16 protein-coding genes are annotated in these 20,651 nt (G+C 45.8%); all 16 read right to left on the bottom strand.

What is annotated here, in order from left to right:
• Window positions 1–88: 88 nt before the first annotated feature.
• The 16 genes from sigE to ASD24_RS12515 all read right to left on the bottom strand — a co-directional run bounded on the left by sigE (window position 89) and on the right by ASD24_RS12515 (window position 20,641).
• Window positions 89–811 carry an RNA polymerase sporulation sigma factor SigE gene (sigE, locus tag ASD24_RS12590; RefSeq protein WP_056696160.1) on the bottom strand — a complete coding sequence of 241 codons (723 nt, stop codon included), beginning with the start codon at window positions 809–811 and terminating at the stop codon, window positions 89–91.
• Between the two features lie 11 nt (window positions 812–822).
• Window positions 823–1,803 carry a sigma-E processing peptidase SpoIIGA gene (gene spoIIGA / locus ASD24_RS12585; RefSeq protein ID WP_056696159.1) on the bottom strand — a complete coding sequence of 327 codons (981 nt, stop codon included), beginning with the start codon at window positions 1,801–1,803 and terminating at the stop codon, window positions 823–825.
• A 304-nt stretch (window positions 1,804–2,107) separates the two neighbouring features.
• Window positions 2,108–3,220 carry a cell division protein FtsZ gene (gene ftsZ / locus ASD24_RS12580; protein ID WP_056696158.1) on the bottom strand — a complete coding sequence of 371 codons (1,113 nt, stop codon included), beginning with the start codon at window positions 3,218–3,220 and terminating at the stop codon, window positions 2,108–2,110.
• Window positions 3,221–3,368: 148 nt separating this feature from the next.
• On the bottom strand, window positions 3,369–4,652 hold the full coding sequence (gene ftsA / locus ASD24_RS12575; protein WP_056696157.1) for a cell division protein FtsA: 1,284 nt from the start codon (window positions 4,650–4,652) through the stop codon (window positions 3,369–3,371).
• 292 nt (window positions 4,653–4,944) lie between these two features.
• The gene (locus tag ASD24_RS12570; protein ID WP_056696156.1) at window positions 4,945–5,712 is read right to left on the bottom strand and encodes a cell division protein FtsQ/DivIB; all 768 of its coding nucleotides are present in this window, start codon (window positions 5,710–5,712) and stop codon (window positions 4,945–4,947) included.
• 59 nt (window positions 5,713–5,771) lie between these two features.
• On the bottom strand, window positions 5,772–7,055 hold the full coding sequence (murA, locus tag ASD24_RS12565) for a UDP-N-acetylglucosamine 1-carboxyvinyltransferase (RefSeq protein ID WP_056696154.1): 1,284 nt from the start codon (window positions 7,053–7,055) through the stop codon (window positions 5,772–5,774).
• A gap of 17 nt (window positions 7,056–7,072) precedes the next feature.
• A complete protein-coding gene (gene murB, locus ASD24_RS12560; protein ID WP_056696153.1) occupies window positions 7,073–7,978 on the bottom strand; it encodes a UDP-N-acetylmuramate dehydrogenase in 906 nt (301 codons plus the stop codon).
• Between the two features lie 147 nt (window positions 7,979–8,125).
• Window positions 8,126–9,235: an undecaprenyldiphospho-muramoylpentapeptide beta-N-acetylglucosaminyltransferase gene (gene murG, locus ASD24_RS12555; RefSeq protein ID WP_056696149.1), complete on the bottom strand. Its 1,110-nt coding sequence runs from the start codon at window positions 9,233–9,235 to the stop codon at window positions 8,126–8,128.
• A 5-nt stretch (window positions 9,236–9,240) separates the two neighbouring features.
• Window positions 9,241–10,338, bottom strand: a complete 1,098-nt coding sequence (spoVE, locus tag ASD24_RS12550; protein ID WP_056696147.1) for a stage V sporulation protein E — start codon at window positions 10,336–10,338, stop codon at window positions 9,241–9,243.
• 48 nt (window positions 10,339–10,386) lie between these two features.
• On the bottom strand, window positions 10,387–11,808 hold the full coding sequence (gene murD, locus ASD24_RS12545) for a UDP-N-acetylmuramoyl-L-alanine--D-glutamate ligase (RefSeq protein WP_056696144.1): 1,422 nt from the start codon (window positions 11,806–11,808) through the stop codon (window positions 10,387–10,389).
• Window positions 11,809–11,811: 3 nt separating this feature from the next.
• Window positions 11,812–12,780 (bottom strand): phospho-N-acetylmuramoyl-pentapeptide-transferase, encoded by a 969-nt coding sequence (mraY, locus tag ASD24_RS12540; protein ID WP_056696140.1) that lies wholly within the window; start codon window positions 12,778–12,780, stop codon window positions 11,812–11,814.
• A gap of 22 nt (window positions 12,781–12,802) precedes the next feature.
• Window positions 12,803–14,206: a UDP-N-acetylmuramoyl-tripeptide--D-alanyl-D-alanine ligase gene (locus tag ASD24_RS12535; protein ID WP_056696906.1), complete on the bottom strand. Its 1,404-nt coding sequence runs from the start codon at window positions 14,204–14,206 to the stop codon at window positions 12,803–12,805.
• A complete protein-coding gene (locus ASD24_RS12530) occupies window positions 14,206–15,693 on the bottom strand; it encodes a UDP-N-acetylmuramoyl-L-alanyl-D-glutamate--2,6-diaminopimelate ligase (RefSeq protein WP_056696903.1) in 1,488 nt (495 codons plus the stop codon). Before ASD24_RS12530 ends, ASD24_RS12535 begins: the two co-directional genes overlap by 1 nt.
• Before the next feature lie 124 nt (window positions 15,694–15,817).
• The gene (locus ASD24_RS12525; protein ID WP_056696136.1) at window positions 15,818–17,782 is read right to left on the bottom strand and encodes a stage V sporulation protein D; all 1,965 of its coding nucleotides are present in this window, start codon (window positions 17,780–17,782) and stop codon (window positions 15,818–15,820) included.
• A 104-nt stretch (window positions 17,783–17,886) separates the two neighbouring features.
• Window positions 17,887–20,217: a penicillin-binding transpeptidase domain-containing protein gene (locus ASD24_RS12520; protein ID WP_056696134.1), complete on the bottom strand. Its 2,331-nt coding sequence runs from the start codon at window positions 20,215–20,217 to the stop codon at window positions 17,887–17,889.
• A gap of 16 nt (window positions 20,218–20,233) precedes the next feature.
• Window positions 20,234–20,641, bottom strand: a complete 408-nt coding sequence (locus ASD24_RS12515; protein ID WP_056696132.1) for a hypothetical protein — start codon at window positions 20,639–20,641, stop codon at window positions 20,234–20,236.
• Window positions 20,642–20,651: the final 10 nt, after the last annotated feature.

Below are 20,651 nucleotides of genomic sequence, written 5' to 3'. Positions count from 1 at the left end.
ACATTAATGTACATTATCTCCGGGGCAGGCTTTTTTATTCGTCCTTGGCAACCTTGCCATTAATACCCAACTTTGCATTTCACTCTATTTAGACCATTTTATTAAACTCTTTGCGGAGTCTTTTAATGATTCTTTTTTCGAGACGAGAGATGTAGGATTGCGAGATTCCGAGTAAATCTGCAACATCTTTTTGCGTCTTTTCTTCCCCATCGGTCAACCCAAAACGAAGCTCCATAATCATTCGTTCACGATCCGTTAATTTTTCCAATGCTTTGTGCAGCAGCTTACGATCTACTTGCTCTTCAATATTTCGATAGATTGTATCATTCTCTGTACCGAGTACATCGGATAATAATAGTTCATTCCCATCCCAATCGATGTTGAGCGGTTCGTCAAAAGAAACTTCTGTGCGAATCTTACTATTACGCCGTAAGTACATTAAAATTTCATTTTCAATACAACGTGATGCATAGGTTGCCAGTTTAATTTTCTTTTCCGGATCAAATGTGTTCACCGCTTTAATAAGTCCAATGGCTCCGATGGAGACCAAGTCTTCAATGTTAATACCCGTATTCTCGAATTTGCGTGCAATGTAAACGACCAATCGCAGATTGCGTTCAATCAGCATCGCTCGAATTGCAGCGTCTCCTGAGGATAACTTTTGAAGTAAGAATTCCTCTTCTTCACGGGTTAATGGAGGTGGCAGCGCTTCACTTCCACCGATATAATAAATCTCTTCACTCTTCAGACCGAACAAAAACAACACACGATAGTATTGCAACTGAGCTACCAATTTCCATTTTACAAGCATGTTCGTCCCTCCTATACCACATTCAGCGGCTTTTCTGTTGCTCCCACAGTGAGAGCCGTAGACTGTGTGCTAACAGCTTCTGACACGAGTTCAGGATGAATCACAGCACGATATTTGCCCTCTGAAGACAATACGCCGCCATCCAGACCTACCAATACCTTCGTTGTTTCATAGCATATTTCACCCAGACTCACTCGAACGAGATCAGGTCTTATCGCGAGCATAAAGGCAGTTCCTTTGTTAATCCCGCGAAATGGGACAAGCCTTAAACGATCTTGCCAACGAAACTGTTCTTGATCCAGTTCCATAATAAGGTTGTCCGGTGTCTCATCCTTCAACCTACCTTTCCAAGCCTCAGGCAACAGGTCTTGCCACAACGAGACTTCCATTACCATGACCGGTAAGCGGGAAAGAGGATCAGTCAGCTGATTACCGGTATCCACAAGGCCTGTACAAGTAATGCTCACCTCGTCAATCACAACCTCGACTCTGCCTAAATAGGTGGTCATACGATCTGTTTTACGTTTGGAGTTCTGAACAACTTTGAATAGAAATAAAACTGTAAAGAATACGATAAACGTAAACCAAAACGCGATTTTCAGATCAAAGGACATCCCGCCAGAGGTGGTAAACCAGATCCCGTTAAATATCTCACCTGAATTCTGTAACATATAGTGCATACCTAGAATGCCGCCAGCAGCCACAAAATTAATGACGTAGAAGGTACCCAAGGTTCGTACAAAAGTCTGAAGACCTTTAAAGCCAAACGCGATGCTGAGCATCACCAGTGATAAGCCGAACTTGATCAGAAAGGTGAACATGAACTCAAGCTCTGGCACAAACATCATAACCACATATAGCGCACCCACCACCGCTGACAGTAGCCATCTCCACCACACTAACTTGATGCTACGCATCCATGCCGTAAGACCAATGAGTGCACCGTCAATACACAAGTTCGTCAAAAAGATAAGATCCACATAAACAACCAACTCTTCACCTGCCTACATCCATATCAGAATTCGATATAATGCACCGCTATACACCTACCTATCAGGATATTCACAAGTATACGCAGCCCCCTCTTCAAAGTCTGTCTAATCATGGGGGGATGGGCTCAACTATTTTTGTCGGATTACGCTTCGGATTGTTCAGAATTTGTTCATTACCGTATGATACAGTTAATTTGATTGCTCTATGGTCTAGCTCAAGCTATGTATACAGGGTGCAAAAAAATATAAAAAACCCGGAACTCCATGAAGGAGAACCGGGTTTAGATTACAAACTATATATTGCTTAGTCGTTATTTGTATTACGTGAACGATTGCGCAAAAATGTCGGAATGTCCAACTGATCACTGCTTGGCTGATTGCCGAACGGACGCAGATTAGGCGCACGGTTATCCGTAGGCTCACTAGCTGGAGCAGTTTTGCGAGCAGGTGGCGGCGATACAGGCTTATCTTCAAAGCCAGTAGCAATCACCGTAACCTTGATCTCTTCCTTCAGGTTCTCATCAATGATGGCACCGAAGATCATGTTTACTTCCGGATCGGAAGCAGATGTGACGATTTCTGCTGCTTCGTTAACTTCATATAGCGACAGGTTAATGCCACCTGTGATATTCATGATTACACCACGAGCACCTTCAATAGACGTTTCAAGCAAAGGACTCATGATCGCTTTACGAGCTGCTTCAGCCGCACGATTTTCACCAGTAGATTCACCGATACCCATCAGCGCAGATCCGCGTTCATGCATAATCGTTTTGACGTCAGCAAAGTCAAGGTTGATTAGACCCGGAACAGCGATCAGGTCAGAAATACCTTGTACCGCTTGACGCAATACGTTATCTGCTTGACGGAATGCTTCCAACATTGGTGTCTTTTTGTCTACAATCTCAAGCAAACGATCATTAGGAATAACGATCAACGTATCTACTTTTTCCTTCAGAGCTTCAATGCCTTGCTCTGCATGGCTAGAACGTTTCCGTCCTTCAAAAGTAAACGGGCGTGTTACTACGCCGACTGTAAGTGCACCACATTCTTTAGCGATCTCAGCGATAACTGGAGCCGCTCCTGTACCTGTACCACCGCCCATACCGGCTGTAACAAATACCATGTCTGCACCTTTGAGCGTATTCATGATCAGGTCGCGGGACTCTTCCGCTGCCTTCTTACCAACATCGGGATTAGCACCTGCGCCAAGACCACGTGTTAGTTTGTCACCAATTTGCAATTTATGTTCGGATTTAGCCAAATGCAATGCTTGAGCATCTGTATTTACCGTTATAAATTCCACACCTTGTACACCATTTTCGATCATTCGGTTCACAGCATTGCTTCCGCCGCCGCCTACCCCGATGACCTTTATTTGAGCCAAGCTCTCCATCTCGAAATCAAATTCCAACATATTATTCCATCTCCCCCTCAATGTGCATGGATGGCTCGTCCAATTTTTGATTGAACCGAATCAATTTCATATATCGACGAACGAAAGCGTTTATGTTAGTTTCAGCGCATTCAGACGGCTTCAATAAGTATGAAAAAGATTCAACCTGTTATATAAATTCGCTGAACATATTTTTCAGCCGTTCGAACAAACCCGGTTTTTGCTCCGATTCCGGAGACGTATTCGGCTTAACACGGTTGGTCGGTTTCTTGTTGTTATTGTTATTATTGTTGCTGCCACCGCCGTTGCTGCTCGATGGACGAAGACGCAAACTACGGATTACATTGTGCAGAATACCAACCCCACTAGTGAAGCCTGGGTCACGTACACCGATATAATCCGGAACGGCTACTCGCACCGATGCAGCAAGCTCATGCTGAGCTACCTGCAGAACACCTGGCATGGAGACGGTTCCTCCCGTTAGTATATAACCTCCAGGAAGCTCCGTGTAACCAAGTCGCTTCACTTCTTGAGAGATCATCTGGAATATTTCCTGAACTCTTGGTTCGATAATGGCTGCCAAATCCTCTTGCGAGAATTCTTTATCCACATTGCTACCGATTCGTGTCACTTTGAACATGACATCCGCAGCAGCATCATCCAGCCAAGCACAGCCATATTTCAGCTTCACCTTTTCAGCTTGATCCGTTAGAGTACGCAAACCATAAGCGATATCATTCGTTACGAACTCACCGCCAATTGGTAACGTTGAAGTTGCAACAAGGCTATCCTCTTCAAAGATAGCAATCGTTGTAGCACCTGCTCCAACATCAACAAGCACAGATCCCATTGCTTTTTCATCTTTAGATAAAGCCAATTGTCCTGCACCAAGTGACATGAGTACCAAATCACTTACTTTCAGACCCGCTTTCTCTACGCAGCGCAAAAGATTATGTATCGCGGTTTTTGCACCCGTAATGATGGTCGCCTCCACTTCCAGACGAACACCAATCATACCACGGGGATCTTGTATGCCTTCCAAGCCATCAACAACGTACTGCTTGGCGACAACATCAATAATTTCCCGTTCCGGTGGAACCGCAATAACTTCGGCTGCTTTCAACACCCGCTCCATGTCTTCTTCTCCGATTTCACGATCCTCATTAGATACTGCCACGACGCCGTGACTGCTCATCAGCCCGATATGATTTCCCGAGATTCCAACATATACTTCGGATATTTGAATACCTACCATACGCTCAGCATGATCCACAGCATTGCGAATCGACTGCACGGTCTGATCGATATCTACGATTACACCTTTGCGAATTCCTTCCGAGTCGGCAGATCCAACTCCAATAATATTAAAGGTTCCATTATTAATTTCCCCAATAATAGCGCGAATTTTGGATGTACCGATGTCCAAACTAACAATGATGTCATTGTTACTCAAGTCTGTGGCACCTCCTGACTCCAATAGTAAAATACGTTCGGGTTTAAACACTCTTAAAACATATTCAACACACTTTAGGCTTTCCCTCTTTTTTCTACAATTTTTTTGGGTGCCAAGATCTGGTTGCGAGACATAAAACCTTGAAGAAAAAAGAAGGAGGCAACTCTAGTGCCATAAGTTCAAGTGTATCATTTTTTCTTCATCTCAGAAAGAACAACTTTCACAGGTTAGACGTGGGCAAACCCCGACTCCGTAGGGATTTTAAATTCTTTTCAAGCCCAACGATCCGGAATCAGGGACTTGCTCCTGGTTCAACATCATCCTCAGGGTTGTCGGCGATAAAAGGTACATAGGTATCGGCCTCCAACATCGTTATCTTTCCTGGTCGTTCCGTCTCAATAACCTGATTAAGGTATTCCACTTTATCCGGCAACATAGACACCGTTGTAATCACTTCAAACTGCGATTTTGTATAGATCCTAATCTGATCCGGGAATGAGGGCGTCGGATTCGGAATGATCTCCGAGATGTCCGTCGTAAGCTCATTGGGAATGGTAGCTAAGACTTCACTCAATTTGGCCTTGAGCGGATCGTCTGTCTTCCACTGCGTCAGAATAGGTTTCTCTACAGCAACTCCAATGTTAGGTGGAACAATCAAGCTTGTTCCACTGGCAAGTATCGCTTTAAGTGCTCCGTCCGCGGCAAGTTCATATGCAACCGTAGAATATTCTTCGACCTTGATATGAATTGTGCCAGGAAATTGCTTGTCCACTGTCACATTGGAAATCGCCTTATCTGTCTTCAGTTGTTCAATGATCTCTGACGAGCTTGTCCCAAAAAATTGTTCGCCCACCTTCAGACCACTCTTCTCCAACAATTCCGAAGTTGATGTGTACACATTACCCGTAATCTCAATCTCCGAAATCCGGCTCATTGAAGAGCGAAAGAACAATACTGCAAGTAATGCAACAAAAAGAAGTAACAAAATAAATACAATTTTACGGCTTGTGTTTCGTTTAGGCCGATTCTTTTTGAGAACCGGAATTTGACTTTTTGGCATAGATCGCGCTCCACAAAGCCTTCGGCCCCCTTCCCTTGAAGAAGGGGACTCAAAGGACGTTAATTGGCAAAATCGAGCTGTTTCGAAACGGGAGATTGTCTTTCAACGGAAGCTCCGAGACTCTGGAACAACTTTTCGATACAATCATACCCTCTGTCAATGTGATGAACTTGCTCTACAACCGTCTTGCCTTGTGCTGCTAAACCAGCAATAACCAAAGCCGCACCTGCGCGCAAATCGGTTGCTTCCACTGTGGCTCCATATAAACGGGGAACACCACGTATAAAGGCTGCATTTAGATCCACCGATATGTCGGCTCCCATTACATTCAGCTCATCCACATGTTTAAATCGACCTTCAAACACGGTCTCCTTCATTATACTAAAACCATCCGCTAGACTAAGCAGAACCATAATTTGCGACTGCAGGTCTGTGGGGAACGAAGGATAAGGTGAAGTTACAATTCGATCTACTGATTTTGGACGGCTCATACAGCTCACCGTCATTATATCATTGCATACTGTAATTTGAACACCAGTGCGCTTCAACACATGTATAAGAGAAGTAAGATGTGCCGGATTGCAATGTGTAAGCGTTACATTCCCTCGCGTAGCTGCGGCTGCGATCATCACCGTTCCAGCCACGATGCGATCAGGAATAATTTCGTATGAGCATGGTACCAGCTTTTCCACACCATTAATCGTAATGGTATCTGTTCCGGCACCTATGATACTCGCACCCATAGCATTCAGAAAGTGCTGCAAATCCTGAATTTCAGGTTCACGTGCTGCATTAAAAATGGTTGTTGTGCCCTTAGCTACCACAGCTGCCATCATAATATTCTCCGTGGCTCCCACACTCGGGAAATCCAGATGAATATCCTTTCCAACCAACGAACGACCACGACAGATGATCTGTTGATCCTGTTCCTCGATTGTTGCTCCGAGCGCTTCCAGGCCCCGGAGGTGAAGATCAATCTTACGTTCTCCAATCGCACAGCCACCAGGCTGATACACGGATACTTGCCCGAATTTAGCGAGCAGTGGTCCCATTAAGAAAATGGAAGAGCGCATCTGTTTCATAAGCTCCTCAGGCACATCATAAGACTGAATGGACGACGTATTAATCGTCACTGTTCCCTGTTCATGCCGACACGTGCATCCAAGCCGTTCCAGGATATACAGCATTACTTCTATGTCCAGCAAGTGTGGTACGTTATGCAGGGTGACTTCCCCATCTGCCAACAAACTTGCGGCCATAATCGGTAAAGCGGCATTTTTTGCTCCATGGATGCGTATGGATCCTGAGAGGGGTTTCCCGCCTTCAATCACCAATTTGTCCAATGTATCACCTCCGGGGTTTACCGCTCACCCACTACGAAGACTTCCGGTACCAGGTCAATACCGTTTTGAGATGATATAGTGCTCTGAATCTGCTGCATAAGGGTGATGACGTCCTCTGCTGTTGCTTGGCCGGTATTAACAATGAAATTGGCATGCATGGTGGATACCTGTGCGCCTCCCTGTGTCTTACCCTTTAGCCCTGCTACTTCAATCAAGCGAGCTGCATGATCACCAGGTGGGTTCCGGAAAACACTGCCTGCACAAGCCATCTGCAGTGGCTGTGTGCGCCGTCTGCGATCCTTATAGGCCGCCATCGCTTCCGAAATCACCTTGCGCTCGCCTTGCTGAAGAGCAAACGTAGACTCAAGTACAATACCTCTCTGATCATGCAATACAGAGTGGCGGTAGGCAAAATTCATGTCCTCCTTGCTGTAACGTACCAATTCCCCTGTCTCCAGCACAATCTCAGCGGATTGAAATATCCGTGACACATCCGATCCATGGGCTCCCGCGTTCATATACACAGCTCCACCAACAGTTCCAGGAATGCCGCTACCAAATTCCAAACCGGTAAATTCTTTTTTGGCAGCCATCACACTCAGTTTAACAAAAGAAAATGCAGCTCCGGCTGTTACGCCATCTTCGTGATATTCCGCAAAGTCAAAGCCCTGTCCGGGTTTCACGACAACACCGCGTATTCCTTTGTCAGATACTAGCATGTTTGATCCACGTCCAAGTTGCATCCACGGGATCTGATGCTTCTGTAACAACTGAATTAGATTGACCATCTGCTCTTTATTTTCCGGTATGACTAGCGCATCCGCAGGACCACCGATTTTCCATGTCGTATATTTTGCGAGCGGCTCGTTTTCAAGAACTTTGCCGACATTATTCTGGGATAGTACCGATATCCACTGCTGCATGTTGAAAACCTCCTTTACTTCGAACCGATGAGCAAGCCTGCTGCTGTTTCAACAGGCTGGGCTACGACGCTGTGGAACGATTGTCACGATTTATACGGTATCTTATGTCAGTCCCGGCAGGTATGTGACAATCGCCCAGAACACACTTTAGCGGCGCACAGCGAGTCGCCGAATTTCATTCACAAGCACCTCGGCTGCATCGGGTTTGCCAAGCTGTTTGGATGCTGCAGCCATCTTCCTGCGAGCCCCTTCATCATTCATGATGCCAGCAATCGTTTCATAGAGTTTTAGACCCGTTAGATCCTTTTCCAACATCGTTATTGATGCTCCTCCACCTTCAAGCGTACGAGCATTCGCTTCCTGATGATTGTTCGTTACATTCGGCGAAGGGATAAGAATAGATGGAATGCCAAGTGACGTAATTTCCGCAAGGAATGACGCCCCTGCACGATTCACAATAAGGGAAGTACAAGCAAGCACTTCTGGCATATTGTGTACATAAGGCAATACATGCAGATGATTAGGCATCGTGCCGAGTGAACTTCGGATCGCTTCTCTTGTTTCATCGAAATAGGTATCGCCGGTGACGTATACGACATGAACATCATCCAGCTCAGCTAACCTAGGCGCCATATCTACCATTGCTTTATTGATCGCCTTGGCTCCACGACTGCCCCCTACAACAAGGACAACGCGACTATCCATCGGAACACCCAACGTAGCAAAGCCGCGGTCACGGCTTGCCTTAGCAACTGTCGTTGCACGCGGATTACCTGTATAGATGACTCGTTTAGCGCCAGAGAATGCTTTTTCAGCACCTTCAAAGCTAACCGCTACGGTATCCACATAACGTGTGAGGAACTTGTTAGTCAGACCTGGAATGGCATTCTGTTCGTGAACAATACATGGAATGCCTAGCTTGGCCGCAGCGTAAACGACTGGACCGCATACATATCCACCCGTACCAATAACGACATCAGGCTTAAATTCCTTGAGCATTTTTTTGGATTTGCTTACACCTTGAATAAATCGCATGACGGTCTTCAAGTTGTCAATCGACAGTTTCCTACGGAAACCTGTAATGTCGATGGATTGAAACGGAATATTTTCTTGAGGCACCAGTTTGCTTTCCAAACCTCGGGTGCCTCCAATATATAAAAATGTCGAGTCGGGATTCTCCGCCTCCAATTGTCTTGCTATGGCAACAGCCGGATAGATATGTCCACCCGTACCGCCGCCGCTTAGAACGACTCGCATCGTATTCACCTCGCATAACGGGATAAGTTTAATAAAATGCCTAGAGCAGTAAGCATGAGCGTTAGAGACGACCCACCATAACTGATTAACGGTAGTGTAATCCCTGTAACAGGCATGAGCCCAATAACAACACCGATGTTAATGATCACCTGAACAGCAACCATACCTACAATCCCTACACCGAGCAAGCTGCCAAAAGCATCAGGAACAGTCATTGCTACACGCATACCTCTCCAGACTAATACTAGAAATAAAAGCAAAACAATTAATCCACCGATAAAGCCTAACTCCTCGGCCAAAATAGAAAAAATAAAGTCCGTTTGTGGCTCAGGCACATAGCTGTACTTCTGACGGCTCATACCTAATCCAAGACCCGCGAGTCCCCCTGGCCCAATCGCATATAACGATTGAATAATCTGATAACCTGCGCCCAGTGGGTCAGACCATGGATCTAGAAAGGCTGTAATCCGTTTCAAACGGTAAGGTGCCGCCGCGATCAATGCCGCGAATCCAGCCACACCACCGAGAGCAAGGAACATTAAATGTTTCATGCGTGCACCTGCCGTAAACACAATCAACATGGATGCACCCATCATAACTGTGCCTGTCCCCAAATCGGGCTGCAGCATAATAATCCCAAATGCCAACCCCATCAATCCAAGCGGTGGTAACAAACCGGTGGTGAAGGTCTTGATTTTTCCAGGGTCTTTACTAAGCCAGTGTGCCAAAAACAATATCATGCCTAGCTTCATAAATTCGGAAGGCTGAATACCAAACGAACCAATGCCAAGCCAGCTCCGCGCTCCACCGCGAACAACACCAATGCCCGGAATCAGTACAGCAATCAGCATAATAAAACAGGCAATCAAAATCGGCTTCGCATACTTCCTCCAAACACGGTAATCCACATTTGCCGTTACCAACATAGCGGCAAGTCCAAGTCCTGCGAACAGAAGTTGTCTTTTGGCAAAGTAAAACGAATCCCCATAGTCGTGGAAAGCAAGCACCGAACCTGCACTGTATACCATAATAATGCCGATGGCAAGCAATGCCATAATACAAATCAGGAGCCAGAGATCTGGCGCCGGTCGCGACTGTTTCATCAGGAGGCCACCCCTTGCATGGAAGTAGGGGCTTTTCCACCCCCCTACTTACAAGTTATGCGCCGCCTCTTTAAAAATGCGTCCCCGCTCTTCATAGGATGCAAACATGTCCCAACTTGCGCAAGCTGGTGATAAAAGAACTACATCACCTGGAGCCGCAAGCTTAGATGCTTCCTGCACTGCAGCGGTTAACGTCTTGGCAGCGTCTTCCTCATTATCGACGACCTTAATTTGCTTTAACCCAGCTAGCTCAGCTACATGAGCGATTTTTGCACGATTTTCACCGAGTGCAACAACTGCCTTAACTCGTTCCTGGAACAATGGTAAGAGCTCCATCATATCTGAACCCCGATCCAGTCCACCTGCTATAAGTACAACGGGCTCTTTGAAAGAATTCAGCGCCATAACCGTAGCTTTGGAATTGGTTGCTTTGGAGTTATTGAAGTATGTAGCACCGTCATGCTGCAATACATATTCCAGTCTATGTTCAACTCCCTTGAACTCCGTTAGAGGAGTTGCAAGCACAGCAGGATCAGCTCCAGCGGATACCGCTATAGCTACAGCTGCCAGCGCGTTCTCTACATTGAATCTGCCGGGAATACCGATGTTCTCCACATCAACAATCATATGACGATTACCTTGCTCATCCGCATAGATCACTTGACGCTTCACATCATCCTCTTCACCATCCACATAAGGAGGATCAGCATATACGCCTACTTCTAACTTCTCGGTCATGGAGAACGGAAGCAGTTTGCTCTTGATGTAAGGTACAAGTCCACGACACACCGGATCATCCCAATTCAGAATGGCGATATCGTCCGATTGCTGATTGGAGAACAATTTGGCTTTGGAAGCCACATAATCATCCATATCCCCATGGTAGTCCAGGTGAGTCTCGGCCACGTTGAGCAAACTAGCAATCCGTGGACGGAAATCGCTGGTACCTTTGAGCTGGAAGCTACTGAGTTCCACGACCATCCAATTATAGGCAGTGGCTTGTTGTGCTGCCTCGGAAAGCGGGGTTCCGATATTGCCAGCAACGATAGGCTGTAAGCCTGCATGCTGAAGCATCTTACCTACCCATGTTGTCGTGGTGGTTTTCCCATTGGAGCCTGTAATTCCAATCATCGGAGCAGCACACAAGTGATAGGCAACCTCAACTTCTGTCACGACCTCAATGCCTAGATTCAGTGCTTGCTGAACTGGTGGAGCTTGATAAGGAATCCCAGGATTCTTGACCACTAGCTTCACATCGCTGTGAATCAGATCATCCGGATGTCCTCCGCATACAACAGAAATTCCCAAAGCCTCCAATTCGGATGCTTCGGGACACTGTTGTCTTTCTTTTTTATCATTCACTGTGACGATTGCCCCAACGCGATGCAGTACTTTGGCTACCTGCACACCACTCTTGGCAAGTCCCAGTACTACAACTTGTTGTCCGCGATACGATTCAGGATGGTTCATGATCTACAACCCCTTGTTGAGATAAAGTCCAAGAGCGGCCAGAATTGCGCCTACCGCCCAAAAGGTAATAACAACTCTCCATTCAGACCATCCACTTAATTCAAAGTGGTGATGAATGGGACTCATTTTGAACACACGTTTGCCTCGTGTCTTGAAAGATATCACCTGAATAACAACAGATAGAATCTCAATCACGAACACACCGCCGATAATGACGAAAAGCAGTTCTGTCTTGGTTACAATAGCTACTGCACCAATTGCACCACCGATCCCAAGAGAACCGGTATCTCCCATAAATACTTTAGCAGGATGTGCGTTGTATACAAGAAAACCAAGTACAGCACCAATCATAGCAGCCGCACACACTGCAGCAGGCATTGAAGTGGCTTGCATCGCAACAATGGCGAATGCTCCGAAAGCTATGGCGCTAATTCCGGATAATAACCCGTCTAGTCCATCGGTAAAGTTAACCGCATTGGTGATCGCCAGCATCATGAACACTACAAACGGATAGTAGAACCATCCGGTCCAATCGAAGGAAACCGATGTCCCTGGGATGGAGATCGCCGTGCTGTGTCCATTTTGAATTAACAAGTAACACATCACTGCACTGAAGAACAACTGACCAAGCATTTTTTGTCTAGCTGTCAGTCCAAGCGAACGTTTAAATACGATTTTGATGTAGTCATCTAAGAATCCAATCAGACCAAAGCCCAGTGTAGCTACAAGCAGGACATAAAAGTCTGTATTCTTAACTGCCGAAAATTTCAAAAATGCCAATGTGAACGCGAGCAAAATCACGACTCCGCCCATTGTAGGTGTTCCGCTTTTTTTGAGATGGCTCTGTGGGCCATCCTCCCTTACCTGCTGCCCGAATTTCATACGACGCAGCAATGGAATCAGGAGCGGTGCGGCAATCACCGCCAGAATAAATGAAACGCCGATTGTTAACAGTAATACCTGGAAATCCATGGGTTCACCCCTCTAGTCTACTTCATTTCTGTAATGGTGCTATTTTTAGTGCTTCGACCACGTCCTCAAGTTTCATCCCCCGGGAAGCTTTGAACAAGACAACATCTTTTGGCTGGAGCTTCTCCATAAGGTAACGTGTCAGTTCCTCTTTATTATCAAAGGCTAGAACGGCTTCCACCGGCATATGCTGCTTAGCCCCTTCAGCGATACTTGCAGCAAGCGAGCCATATGTCAGTACCATATCCATCTTATCTGGAGTCACATACGCGCCAATGCCATAGTGGAGCTCTTTCTCTTGTGGTCCTAGTTCAAGCATATCTCCTAGTACAGCGACTTTGAAACGATATCCTCGTAAACCTTCAAGAACGTCCACCGCTGCTTTCATCGAGGTTGGACTAGCGTTATAGGCATCGTTAAGTATCGTGAGTCCACTGGAGGACTGGAGTACCTCAATACGCATGCCTGTGAGCTTTAATCGAGATAACCCCTCAGCAATCTGCTCCGATTTCACTTCGAAGTGACGCGCGACAGCAAGAGCTGCCAGACAATTCACCACATTATGAGTACCTAGCAGTTGAAGCGTATAAGCTGCTTCTCCCGATTGTTTACTCGTAAACACAACACCATTTGGAGCGTTCATGATGCCTGTTGGATAATCATCGTTATCAATTTGAAGTCCAAACGTAACTCGCTGCATGTTATTTGGCTGTATCGTTGATGGTTCAGCCAGCACTTGAGCAATCAACGGCTCGTCTCCGTTGTAGATCAACACACCGCTAGGCTTCATACCTGCCGCAATTTCAACTTTGGCTCTAGCAATCTCCAAACGAGATCCCAACTGAAGAAGATGAGATTCTCCGATATTCGTAATGATTGCCACATCAGGCTGGGCGATCTTGGATAGCACCTCAATTTCTCCCCGTCCACTCATGCCCATTTCCAAAATAATAATTTCGGTGTCCTCGTTCATGGATAGAACAGTCAGTGGCAAACCGATATGATTATTAAAGTTACCTTGCGTTTTGTGTACTTTATAGGTCGTAGACAGAACCGCATCCACAATATCTTTTGTTGTGGTTTTACCATTACTGCCGGTAATGCCTACAACGGATGCACGACTCTCGTTCAGATAAGCTGAAGCAAGCGTCTGTAGTGCAAGCAGCGTGTCTTCAACAAGGATGATCGCTCCTTCAGGAGCAGTCCCATGATCCTTTTGCCATAGCGCTGCTGCAGCTCCTGTCTCTAAACAGGTTGGCACAAATTCGTGCCCGTCAAACCTCTCACCCACAAGCGGAATAAACAAGCTGCCGACCGCTCGCTTACGTGAGTCTGTATATACGCCTTCTACAAGCGTCTCACCATATGCGGCAGCGTCACACAACGTTCCTCCGCACATCTCCGCCAATTGTGCCAATGTTCGTTTTATCAATTGGATTTGCCCCTTATCGCTTCTTTGGCTATGATTCGATCATCAAAATCGGTTTTGGTTGTGCCGATAATCTGATAGGTTTCATGTCCCTTGCCCGCAATCAATACTACATCGGCTGGGCTTGCCATTTCAATAGCTTCATGAATAGCCTGACGTCGATCAACAATCATAACATAGCGATCCGCAGGAACGGATTCCTCAATCAGCCCTTGCTCAATGTCTTTAAGAATCAGGTCAGGATCTTCTGTTCGTGGATTATCAGAAGTGACAAAAACGATGTCGCTATATTTAGCAGCAATTTTGCCCATCAACGGCCGTTTCGTACGATCCCGGTCGCCCCCACAGCCAAATACGCAGATTACACGTCCTTCAGCAAATTCTTTGACGGTTCTTAACACATTCTCCAGTCCATCCGGTGTATGTGCGTAGTCGACAATGACTGCAAACGGTTGTCCCTCATCAACTGCCTCTACACGTCCATCTACCCCTGGCACAGTCTCCAGGCTACGTTTGATTTCTTCAAGAGGAATGCCCTCAATGAGTGCTGCAGCAATTGCAGCCATGGCATTATACACATTGAATTTACCAACCATACGTAGCGAAATGTCCGTGCTGCCTGCAAATGTATCCACATGGAATGCCGTACCCTGAGAAGTAATCGAAATTTGGGATGCACGTACGTCTGCATTGTCGCCCATACCATATGTAATCACTTCAGCCGCCGTAACAGAAATGAAATAAGCCGCTGCCGGATCATCCGCGTTAATGACCGCAAATTTCCGTTTGGAAGCTTCTTCGGCATAACCATTGCCTAGGCGGGCAAAGAACAACCCTTTCGCTGCGCGATATTCTTCCATGGAATGATGGTAATCTAGATGGTCCTGTGTCAAATTGGTAAACACCGCTGTGCGGAATTCCGTTCCTTTTACACGACCCTGTTCAAGAGCATGAGAAGAAACCTCCATGACGCAGCACTGCGTACCCGATTGTACCATATCATTCAAACTCCGCTGCAAATCAAGTGCTTCAGGTGTTGTGCCTGACATTGGATAAGTACGACCGGCATAACGCATTTGGATCGTACCGATCAAACCTGTATTTTGCCCATAGTCGCTCATGATCTTTTCGATCAAGTACGTGGTCGTTGTTTTACCATTCGTTCCTGTTACTCCAATCATATTCATCTTTTGACTTGGTGAGTCAAAAAAGAAATCAGCAAGCACAGCCATCGCTACTCGGCTATCTCTCACAAGAAGCTGTGGCACAGGTAGATCGAGTAGACGTTCCACAACTAGAGCTACAGCTCCTGCCTGTACAGCCTTCTCTGCATATTCATGCCCATCCACGGTATGTCCCGGAAGACAGATAAACAGATCTCCCGGTTGCACCTGACGAGAATCTGTCTGCAAGTTTAAGCACTCTGAATTGGGTTCACCATTCAGACGAGCAGTTATAAGTTTTGATGCAAGTTGTTTTAAGAGCACATGAATAACCTCACTTCTCAAAGTTTACTACTTCTGTATATGTCTTTATTATACTATCGTCATTATAACCAATTAATGAAACGCATCTTGATCAATTTTGTTGCGGTCAGGCCTTGATTAAGACTCAAGGCTCCTGACCTTCTTCTGCTGAATGATTATGAGCATCGTTGAGGACATCGCCCATATAAATTCGTATAGTTGAACCTTGATCAACACGTGCTCCAGGCTTGGGTGCTTGATTAATTACATATTTTCCGCTGCCGGACTTCGCGAGCATGAAGTTCATATTCAGATCCTCATACAAGTCTTCAACCGTCGCGCCTGTTAGATCAGGTACGGTCACGATTTTAGTTTCACCATATTTATATTCTTTGGCAACTTGATCCTTACGCACAGGAACCTTCATATAGTGAAGCGCATCCTCCAAAATATTCTGTACGATCGGCGCCGCGACGACACCACCAAATTGAATCCCCTTAGGATTATCTACCGCAGTGTACACAACAATCTGTGGGTCATCAGCTGGGGCGAAGCCAATGAATGATACAATATGTTCACTCGAAGAATAACGACCATTTATAACCTTCTGTGCCGTTCCTGTTTTACCACCTACACGATAGCCATCAATAAAAGCTGGCCGACCAGTACCTTTTGCTACAACACTCTCTAATGCTTCACGCACTTGTTTGGACGTGTTCTCCGAAATGACTTGTCGCACTAGCTCTGGCTTAGCTTCCTCTATCACTTCACCTGTCTCAGGGTGAACCCACGCCTTGGTAACATAAGGCTTGTAAAGCTTACCGCCATTAATTGCAGCAGAGACTGCTGCAACTTGCTGGATCGGTGTCACGGATACACCTTGACCAAATGCAGTAGTTGCCAGCTCTACAGGCCCTACGCGTGAGAGCTTGAATAGAATACCACTCGCTTCACCACTAAGATCGATGCCCGTTTTGGTTCCGAATCCAAAGTTTTTAATATATGAGAAAAGAGATTCCTTCCCTAACTTTTGACCCAAAGCTACGAATCCCGGGTTACAAGAGTTCTCGACAACCTGCAAGAATGTCTGACTCCCATGCCCGCCCTTTTTCCAACAGCGTAACCTTGCACCGCCAACCTCTACATAGCCTGGATCAAAAAACTGATCCTGCTGCAGATTCACTTTCTTCTCTTCCAGCGCTGCTGCTAATGTGATGATCTTAAACGTTGAACCTGGTTCATATGTCATCCAGATTGGCAGATTGCGGTTATAAATCTCGGCAGGATACTGTTGATAGTCAGCAGGCTCATATCCTGGTCTACTTGCCATCCCTAACACTTCACCTGTTTTGGGATTCATCGCTATGGCAAGTGCGGAGTTTGCTTGAAACTTGACCATCGCCTGATCTAACTCTCGCTCCATGATTGACTGAATGGATTTATCAATCGTCAACTCCAGATTCAGCCCGTCCCTCGGTTCCACATACTTCTCAGATGAGCCCGGCATTAGCCTTCCGGCCGCATCGGACAAGTAGGACACGCTGCCGTTCAAGCCATTGAGCTTATCATCATACTTTTTCTCTACCCCAGTTAAACCTTGATTATCGATCCCAGTAAACCCAAGAATATGCGCAGCCAAATCACCGTAAGGATAAAAGCGTTTATTGTCTTCTGCAACAACGATACCCGGAAGCTTCAAATCACGGATGCGTTGAGCTTTATCCATCGTAATTTTGCGGCCGCCGGGCTGTAGTCTGACAATGAGTTCTCTTTTCTTGATGGTTGCCAGCACTTTCTCTTCCGTCATGCCTAGCAGTGGAGCAAGTGCTTTTGCGGTGACCTCCGCTTCCTTCACCTGGGCAGGAATAGCCATAATAGTTGGGCTCGTCACATTATAAGCAAGCGAGGTTCCATTCCGATCCAGAATCTCTCCCCGTTTTGCCGAATATGGAATATTCCGACGCCACGATTCCTCCGCCTTAGCCGACAATTCTGGTCCCTTCCCGAGTTGTACATAAGCCAGTCGTATAACCAGAGCCGAAAACAAAAAGATTAAAACAACTAAACTCCATAACAGCCTGCGCCGTAAATTTACACTTGATCCCTTCACGAAAAAGATCCCCCCACTCGTCCCAAAATCATGACCTTCCTTACATTCATGAATATTCGGGACAACCAGGGGTTAGAACAAGCTCTATTTTAAATGCTATCACGTTATGGAAGTGAACTGTCCGTCTGCTTACCTTCGGACGATTCGGTGTCACTTGAAGATGCATCGTTCTGATTGGACTGATTCGCCTCTTCACCCTGCCCAGTAGCATCTGATTTTGAATCTTCGGCATTCTTACCGATTGCCGCGTCCGAAGAATCAGGAGCATCATCTGCAATACCCGTGACAGCCGCCTTGGCCGTTTGAAGTACCAACTGAACTGTACGCTGTTCACCTGATACCTGCTCCGTCTGTTTCACCACAAAGCCTTCTCCCTTAACGGTTACACCTACTTTTATTAAAGAGAGAACTTCAAGTGCATCTCGGAGAGAGGAACCCTTCAGATCTGGAATCTTCATCTTACTGCTTTCTTCCGTCAGCAGGTAGATGCGTTGTCCAGGATTCATTAAAGAACCAGCAGCTGGATACTGACGAATTACATTCTCGCCTTGGCCTAATGTTTCATAGGCAATACCAGCATTCAGTAATTGACTTCTAGCTTGCTTCGCTGTTTTGCCAATCAGATCAGGAGCCTTGGATTGAATGACAGGAGCGGCTTTAGTTTTACTGTTCCCCGTTGAAACTGTTTCTTTGGGAATTCCCCAATATTGAAGGGTTTGGCTAACAATTTTCTTAAATACCGGAGCGGCAGCAGTTCCGCCTCCAATGTTAGCACCGCTTGGTTGGTCAATAAGAACTAACATCGCGATTTTGGGATTGTTCACAGGAGCGAATCCAATGAAGGAAACGACGTCCTTGGATTTGCTATATTCCTTGCCATCCCATTTTCTCGCTGTACCTGTTTTACCCGCTACTCGATATCCTTCAATATAGGCATTTTTCCCTGTACCAATTGTTTGGTCAGCCACAACCTGTTCTAAATAACCACTCACAAGTTTGGAAGACTCTTTCGAAATAACTTGACGAACTTCCTTCGGTTTAATAACCTCTGTCGTTCCATCATTCGGATTAATGATTTCTTTAACCAGATGAGGTGTCAGTAGTTTTCCGCCGTTGGCAATCGCAGAAATAGCTGCCACCTGTTGGATTGGTGTAACTTGTACGAGACCATGACCATAAGCAGCCGTTGCAATCTCTGACTTATACACCAGTGGTTTAATTGGTGAAGCCGACTCACTTGGAAGATCAATCCCCGTCTTCTTACCGAAGCCAAACTGGTCAATATAGTGACGTAACCGATCACCGCCCAGCATGTTATAACCGAGGTTAACAAACGCAATGTTACTTGAGCGTTTTACACCCTCTAAATATGAAATCCAGCCATATGCATGACCATTATCACTGATCGGATAACCGCCAATATAAACCCGTTTCGATTCAAAGGTCGCATTAGGATCGAATAACTTCTCTTCAACTGCGCCTGCTAAAGTAACAATCTTGAACGTGGAACCTGGCTCATAGATGGATTGCGTCGCATGGTTGATAAAGTTCTTCTGATCCGGTGTTTCACCATACGTATTCGGGTTAAAGGTTGGCCAGTTAGCCATACCTAAGATTTCCATAGTATTAGGATCTGCTGCAATGACAGTCATACTCAGCGGATTGTATTTAGCCACAGCTTCTTTCATGGCATCTTCAATATAATATTGAATCGTATCATCAATCGTAAGTTTCAACGTTTTACCATTCTTCGGTGGCAGATACGTGTCCTCAGAGCCCGGAAGTTTAATTCCTTTGGCATCCTTTTGGTAATTCAAATGCCCGTCAGTACCTGTCAATACATCATCATAAGACACTTCGAGCCCATTGACCGCTTTTCCATCACGATTCATATAACCTAGCAGATGTGAAGCAAGTGTCTCCTCTGGATAATAGCGCTTCGATTCCTGTGTCATTACAATAGCATTTCGTGCCTTATACTTTTCCTGCAACTCTTCCCGAAATTCATTCACTTTCGCTTGGAGGTCAGGTCCAATCTTGTACCCCTCACTGCGCACTTCACGTTGGGCATAGAATCCGCCATTATCTGGTTTTTTCGCTGTGACGATCGCACGCATTTCACTTTCATTTTTACCTAGTATAGAAGAGAGTCTACTTGTAACTTCATCCTCGATACCTAGCTCATTAATAAGCAGAGGGTTTACAGATACGGTGTATGCAGGCGCATCCGTTGCCAGTACATTTCCGTTTCGATCTGTTATTGAACCTCGACTGGCTTTAATCGTCTGTTCACGTTCAATCAATCCGGAAGCTTCCTCTGTCCAGAATTCTTTGTTCACAATTTGAATGAAGAAGATTCGAATCACCAGTACAAGAAAAAAGAGGGTAATACATCCCCCTATAAGTAGCGTGCGCATTTTTATTCTTTTTACCATCGGTACACCTCTTTACTTACTTTGCTGTATCCGAAGAAGATCCTGCGTTGGTTGAACGTGGTACATAAATTACGTTTTTGTCCGTCGCTTCAACATAACCAAGTTCACGTGCATGTTCGATTACCAAATTGTTTAATTTCTCACGTTCCACTTGTAAATCAGCAATCGTTTTCTCAGCTTCTCTAACCTCGGATAACGTTGATTGTGCTTGTTTGTTCAGATCATAGATCTGAGCATAACGTGACATCATTAAACCGCCTACAACGATTACTGCCAACAAAGTGAGTAAGTATAGAAATTTTTCGCGTGCGGGAAGTCCGGTACGACGCGTCACTACTTTCGTAGTTTCCTTGTACCGTTGCTGGGTCACACGCTGTTGAGACGCTTTTTCTTTTACAGCCAGATTACCACGTGTATATGCCATGCATAGGCTC

The organism is Paenibacillus sp. Root52 (genome assembly GCF_001426865.1).
Classification (GTDB): Bacteria; Bacillota; Bacilli; order Paenibacillales; family Paenibacillaceae; genus Paenibacillus.
Note: the sequence above shows the minus strand (reverse complement) of the source record. Positions and strands in the feature narration are given on the sequence as shown.